Origin of the sequence: Collinsella aerofaciens, assembly GCF_040910325.1 — a bacterium.
Classification (GTDB): Bacteria; Actinomycetota; Coriobacteriia; order Coriobacteriales; family Coriobacteriaceae; genus Collinsella; species Collinsella aerofaciens_BL.
On record NZ_JBDGAV010000047.1, the window covers coordinates 1 to 5,983 of the forward strand.

A 5,983-nucleotide genomic window follows, 5' to 3' on the forward strand; every position below is an offset into this window, starting at 1 on the left:
TCTCCCCATATCTCGACAAGCCGACCCGTAAACTCTCGACAGGAATGAAGCAGCAGGTAAAGCTTGCCATGGCGATAGCGACCGGTTGCCCGTACCTCATCCTCGATGAACCGCTGAACGGCCTCGATCCGGGAAAGCGGAAAACCTCCTGCGACGCGATGCGCAGCGAAGTGGCGCGGGGACGCAGCGTGCTCATTTCAAGCCACCTGCTCGACGACCTGGCAGACCTCACCAACTCGTTCTACTTCATCGAGGCCGGCACGCTCGTGGAAAAGATCAAGTCGTCCTCGCAGACGCTCAAGCAGGAATACCTCGATACATACGAAGGAGGTGAATGACATGATAGGCAAGAGCTATGCAAAGATAGCGATTGTTGGCCTTGTAATCGGTCTTGCAATGGCACTATGCGCATCATTCGCGAAGTATAGGGCCGAGCAATCGTTTATTGATGGCGCTGAAAACGGTTTTGGCATAGACGGGATGTATGTCAACGATGGCGCGACCGGGCCGTCTATGGCGATTCTTGCAGGCGAAGACATGGAATGGCAAATCTGTAATGACGATGGCTCTTGTATGAGTGGTCGTTTGGCCGCAACGAGCGACCCGAATTCGTTCGATCTTCTCGACGATGATGGATCGGATTGCGGTTCTGTTCACCTTTCATATGCATCGCGAGATGGGATGGACGGCATCCTCTACGTCTCCCACGAAAATGGCGATTTCAAGATGCGCAGGACTAACCGAGTGCCGGCTTTTATCGAGGAGTGAGAGTTCCCAGCGGCCTGCCGATCAGGACGCCGGGGTATCGAATCCCGCATTCATCCGTACACACACGGACGAATTCGGAAAGCAACCGTGGTATTCCTACAGGAATCGAATCCGTGAGGTCGTTGTCCTGGATACCTGGGATCCAGAGAGCGGTAGATACCTGTTCGACGGTCTGACCCAATCGACCTATCGAAACTCGATACATCGGATTGCACGACCCTGGAGGGCATGTTCAGGGGATGCTCAAGCGTCACGGAGCTTTTTGATCTCGACCGTCTTGACACCTCGAACGTCGAGAACACGTCCTACATGTTCCTCAACTGCCTGACGCTCAAGGCCGTCAGCATCTTGGGATGGGAGGCGTCCGGAATCACAGACGTCGACCAGATGCTCAGTGGCTGCTCTACCTACATCCTCGCAACCGAGGAGCAGCGCGAGTTCCTGAACAAAATCACCGGCTCCACGCAGCACGGAATCTGGACCCGTAACCTTTCGTAGCCCAGATCAAAATACCGGTTGTTTCCAGAAATCCTCTAGGAGGCGTCTAGATAGAGGATTTCTGGAAATGCAAATAGCTTTAGATTCCGAGCGTGTCGACCGGAGCAATAACGATGCCTTCGCCAGTTACGTGAGCCGGCATACCAAACCCGATGACGATGAGTTTCGCCGCAGGTGGCCTCTCCCCGCGATCGACCAGCTTTCGCTCGAGTCGAAGCAGATTTTCCACTGCCTCTGGGACTTGGGGGCTCCCGAGCTTGACCTCAACGGCAACCCACGAGCCGTCACGACGATGGACAATCGCGTCGACCTCCAGGTCGTCAGCGTCGTGGTAGTGAGATACGGTCGCATCGCTGGCCGCCGCGTAAACCTTGAGATCGTGCAGCACGAGGGATTCGAAGAGCAAGCCAAGGGTCTTCGGATCGGATGACAACGACTCCGGGTCCGCGCCGATGAGGGCGACGGCGAGCGATGGGTCAGCAAGGTGCCGCTTTGCGCCCTGCCGCAACTTCACCGGCGACCTGAGAGCCGGATGCCACGCGGGGACATCGTCGACGATATTGATACGGCGCAGCGCGTCCATGTAGCCGGTAATCGTATTCTTTGAGACGTCAACGCCCAAATCCCTTTCGATGGACTTCATGCCGGCAAGGGTCGATTCATTGCGCGCAAGCGAGGAGAGCAAGGCCCTTACCTTAACCGGGTCGCGTTTCACTCCATCCGCCCTCGAAACGTCAGACTCGCAAACACCGTCAATATAGGCGGCGGCTATCCGCATCGCGTCGGCAGTCGTCTTACCGACCGCTTGGGGCCAACCGCCGCGGCAGAGCAAATCCGCGATACCGGCGATACCGGCGATGGATCCGAGTGATGCCGCAACGGAATCGCCATCGAGCAGCGCACCAAGCGAGACCGCTCCCGACGAAATACCGAGCTCGAAAAGCGTCATGGTATCCATCCGCAAACGGGCGATTCGACCCACACCGCTGTGCATCGGCTGGTTCTCGGCTCGCGGCGTCGCAGATCCGGTGAGAATGAACTGTCCTGGCTCCCCTCCCCTGACATCGCATTCGAATCGCACGGCATCCCATAGCTTCGGTTCCTCCTGCCATTCGTCGACAAGCCTCGGGGTCGGTCCGACAATTGCCTGGGCCGGATCGAGACGAGCGAGCTGGAGGGCCGCAAAACCGCCAGATGGGTCGGAGAGAGATAACGATGACTCGGCAAATCTCTGAGCTGTCGTTGTCTTTCCACACCATTTCGGCCCCTGAATGAGCACTGCACCAAAAATGCCAAGGTCGCGCTCGACCAAGCAGTCAACACAACGTCCTATGTACCTATCCATCGCCTTTCCCTCCAATCATCCACTTGAAATTATACTGTCTATCTGCGTCGTTGGGACAAATAACGATGACTTATTGGGACAAATAACGATAACTTATTGGGACGATTGACGATGGTTCGTTGGGACGATTTCAATTTTTCTAAGGCACCAATCAACAGCCGTGACCATATGACTGTGCGCACATGTTAGCATGGTCATATGGTCACATATTTGCAGCCGCGATTATGCTGCGACAACTCAACCGTTAGCGCTTATTAAACAGCCGACCGAGCGACCCGGGCAATCTGGTCCCGGCTCCCCCGGTCGTATTCCTACGATATCGCCCCTAAATCACCAATGTGTCAGATAAAGAATGATGCAATGGTTATGATCACGCATACGGCGGATGCGGCGACTGCGCCTTTTTTCCTCTCCTTTAGTCCGACGAATAGGGTTGCCGTAAAGTAAAGGGCGGAAATGCAGTCTATGGCAAGCGAAACGAGTTCCTTGGGCGGTTTCAGCAAAAGGTCGCTAGCAAAGAGTAATGCAAGCAGGGCAAAGCCGATTGTGGTCAAGTATCTCGATTGATTTTGCGACAGCATGGCAACTGCCTTTCAGAACAGGCAAGTGAAAAGTCGGTACGATGCCCTTGCGGTTGCAAAAAAGCCGCCGCCAGGACCGGTTGTCACGAGACCGGCGATAACGCATTTTCTCGGTTTCCAGCTCATGACAGACCACTCTCTCATGGTGAAACGCATACATTATGAGATATGCACATTATCTCGCTAATTAATTTCAATATCCATCATCTAACACTAAAGAATACTGACTCACTGATTCAGTGACGATGCGTTTTTACCCTTGCGTTCCCACTCGCGTAATCGCCTCGACGCGTCGGCGGTCGGAAGGGCCTCCGTCTCGCAATCAGCGACCTTGTAACCGTATCTGCCGAGCCAGGCAGCAAGTGCATCCCAATCGACGCGCTTCCAGTCGCCGCCCGGCGCGTGCTGCATCACGAGGCCTCCGGCGACCACGAGCCCGTGGATATGCTCTCCTTGCAGGCCTGCGATGATTCCGCCGGTGCATACGATGCTAGGTCGCTGTGCCGGCACTGCGCAAACGTATTGGCCTTTGTGCCCCTTTTGGCAACTTTAGCATGGCTGTAGGTTAAACCAACCCACAGCCATGAGTACGTTAACGTAGTACTATGCTAATTACACGGATAAGGCAGGGGTATTTTTCTTTGGCGAATAAATTTGGATTTCATGGCAAGGGGGGGGGTGGCGTTAAGGTTTTCATCGCTATATCAGTTGCCGTGTTCGCATTCTCTGCGCTATTTCTAAAAGTGGAGCGTTGCCAAAAAGATAGCGGAGGTGACTATTCACATTTGTGGTTCGTGAGCGGATCGGTGTTGAACGTTGACAGCTCTGGCGATTTTACCATGTCGGTCGAAAGCGAAGATCCATATAACGACGGGTCTGATCGTCTGACCATTCTGGTTGATTCAGAACATACGCGCTATGTAAGCGATAGCCCCGTGAGCGTTGGGTCTAAAGTCAAGGTAGGCTATTTTCTCGATTCCCGAAAGAGAAATACGATTCGCTGCTCTTCTGTGGATGTGTTGGAATAAATTTTGAGTAACTATCAGTAAAAAGCTGCGAGCAAAGGCCGCTCCACGTGGGGCGACCTTTTTGGTGGATAGACGTTGCGGAGGATGATCGATTGAGGTTTTTGCTCCGCATGGAAACCGAGTGAGGATTCTGTCCCGCGAGGGGCGTGTTTTGAGGCTCTTGGCGGTACGTAATTCTCGTTCGGCGTCTTGACGGGACAAAACCCTCGGTTGACTTTTCGTTATGCACGGAACCGGGACGTCCGTCGTAACGGTGGTGCTCTTGTATCCGTTTGAAATCGAGCGAAGGAGTACCGCTATGGAGCAATCGAGCCTATTTGATGACGGTGTGGACATCGATCTCGAAGCGCCTGCGAGCGTGGACGCCGCCGTACCAACCGATGCCCGTGCCCAGGCGGCAGCGCGCGTGGCTCAGCACTGATAGCGGTGCGTATGTGGCGAGCGTCGTCGAGGACGGTCCCGCCGCCAAGGCCGGCATCCAGGAGGGCGATGTCATCACCAAGCTGGACGATGACGAGATCACGAGCGCCGACGGCCTGATCATCGCTCTGCGCAGCCACGAGGTGGGCGAGAAGGTCGAGATCACGCTCATGCGCGGCAAGGACGAGAAGAAGGTCACGGTCGAGCTGGGCTCCGACGAGGAGCTGCAGAACCAGCAGCAGAACGACAGCGCGACCGACACCGGCAACGGCGGTATTACCGACGAGCAGCTGCGCCAGTATCTGGAGGAGCTGCTAGGCCAGCAGGGTCAGGGCTACGGCCAGGGCTATTAACGAGCCGTATCGCACATATCGAAGGATGACGATTCCAATACGGACGACACCAAAACCGGCATCGACGGCTCCATGGACGATTCAGATTCCAAATAGGCCCTGTTAGTTGAGCTACTTCTTTGCCGGTGTCGTATACGAAACCGCTATACCCGCGGCAATTGCCATGAGACAGCTCACGATGAATCCGAACTCATACTTCAAAACGTTTGTTGCGGTCAGGGCGATAATCAACACAGTCGCAATTTGCAGAATTATCATTATTACGAAGAGATTGATTCCTTGTTTGGCCGAAGTCGCTGAGTGAGTTTGGCTTTGTTGATTCAGGTTGTAGCTGACAGCAAAAGCGATCAGTTCGCTTGATACGGGGCCGACTACATAGACCGACTACATAGAAAAAGATTGCGTCAATGAAGCCTATAGTGTTGTAAGTGTTGTAAGTTGTTTCGCCGGAAAAAACAGCGTATAAAGCATATCCAAATCTTGGCTGATTCATGTATGAGTAGGAGAAGACCAAGAGCGTCAATATTGCTACTACCAGAAGTGCATTCAGGATAAATCGTTTGCTTTTCATCGATCGCTCCTTCCGGGTGACTCTTATATGTAATTCTACAACAGCCATTATTTTTAAAGAATATGACTGTCCTAAATAACGTGCACTTTCGCTGGAGGGTCGCTGTTTGGCGGCCCTCTTTTTTGCACAGGCGCGGTGGGATGGTAATATCGGGCGGGAGTCAGCCGCTCTGATAGAATCGTCCTTGCTGTCGGCAGCCCTCGTGCCGGGCAGAGCCCTCCATTTGATGGGAGGTGATGCCCATGACCGATCTGATTGATTTCGTGAAGCTCCTGACCGCTTTGGTCTCGCTCCTCACGGCGCTTATCGGACTTTCCGAGGCACTTAAGCAGCGTACGAAGCAAAAGGCGGCAAAGCGCACAAGATCACATATAGCCCGGGAAGGGAATACAGGATCGATAGTCCAAGCCCCCCATCAA

General features: G+C 54.1%; 8 protein-coding genes. 6 read left to right on the forward strand and 2 right to left on the reverse strand.

What is annotated here, in order from left to right:
* From AB5Z25_RS10555 to AB5Z25_RS10565, 3 genes are all read left to right on the forward strand, one after another.
* A partial coding sequence (locus tag AB5Z25_RS10555; RefSeq protein WP_368135550.1) for an ATP-binding cassette domain-containing protein occupies nt 1–338 on the forward strand: 338 nt, incomplete at its 5' end.
* 1 nt (nt 339) lies between these two features.
* Nucleotides 340–768, forward strand: coding sequence for a hypothetical protein (locus AB5Z25_RS10560; RefSeq protein ID WP_368135551.1), 429 nt, complete (start codon nt 340–342; stop codon nt 766–768).
* Between the two features lie 180 nt (nt 769–948).
* Nucleotides 949–1,266, forward strand: a complete 318-nt coding sequence (locus AB5Z25_RS10565; RefSeq protein ID WP_255413614.1) for a BspA family leucine-rich repeat surface protein — start codon at nt 949–951, stop codon at nt 1,264–1,266.
* A 79-nt stretch (nt 1,267–1,345) separates the two neighbouring features.
* On the opposite strand, the gene AB5Z25_RS10570 is transcribed toward AB5Z25_RS10565, so the two are convergent.
* On the reverse strand, nt 1,346–2,611 hold the full coding sequence (locus AB5Z25_RS10570; RefSeq protein ID WP_368135553.1) for an ATP-binding protein: 1,266 nt from the start codon (nt 2,609–2,611) through the stop codon (nt 1,346–1,348).
* Between the two features lie 341 nt (nt 2,612–2,952).
* Nucleotides 2,953–3,192, reverse strand: a complete 240-nt coding sequence (locus AB5Z25_RS10575) for a hypothetical protein (RefSeq protein ID WP_368135555.1) — start codon at nt 3,190–3,192, stop codon at nt 2,953–2,955.
* A gap of 641 nt (nt 3,193–3,833) precedes the next feature.
* On the opposite strand from AB5Z25_RS10575, the gene AB5Z25_RS10580 reads away from it, so the two are divergent.
* The 3 genes from AB5Z25_RS10580 (at nt 3,834) to AB5Z25_RS10590 (ending at nt 4,993) form a co-directional block, all read left to right on the forward strand.
* Entirely contained in the window at nt 3,834–4,220 is a 387-nt protein-coding gene (locus AB5Z25_RS10580; protein WP_368135556.1) for a hypothetical protein, read from the forward strand.
* A gap of 298 nt (nt 4,221–4,518) precedes the next feature.
* Complete coding sequence (locus tag AB5Z25_RS10585) at nt 4,519–4,641, forward strand: hypothetical protein (RefSeq protein ID WP_302630593.1); 123 nt, start codon at nt 4,519–4,521, stop codon at nt 4,639–4,641.
* Complete coding sequence (locus AB5Z25_RS10590; RefSeq protein ID WP_368135557.1) at nt 4,601–4,993, forward strand: S1C family serine protease; 393 nt, start codon at nt 4,601–4,603, stop codon at nt 4,991–4,993. The genes AB5Z25_RS10585 and AB5Z25_RS10590 overlap by 41 nt, the downstream gene beginning before the upstream one ends.
* Nucleotides 4,994–5,983 lie beyond the last annotated feature (990 nt).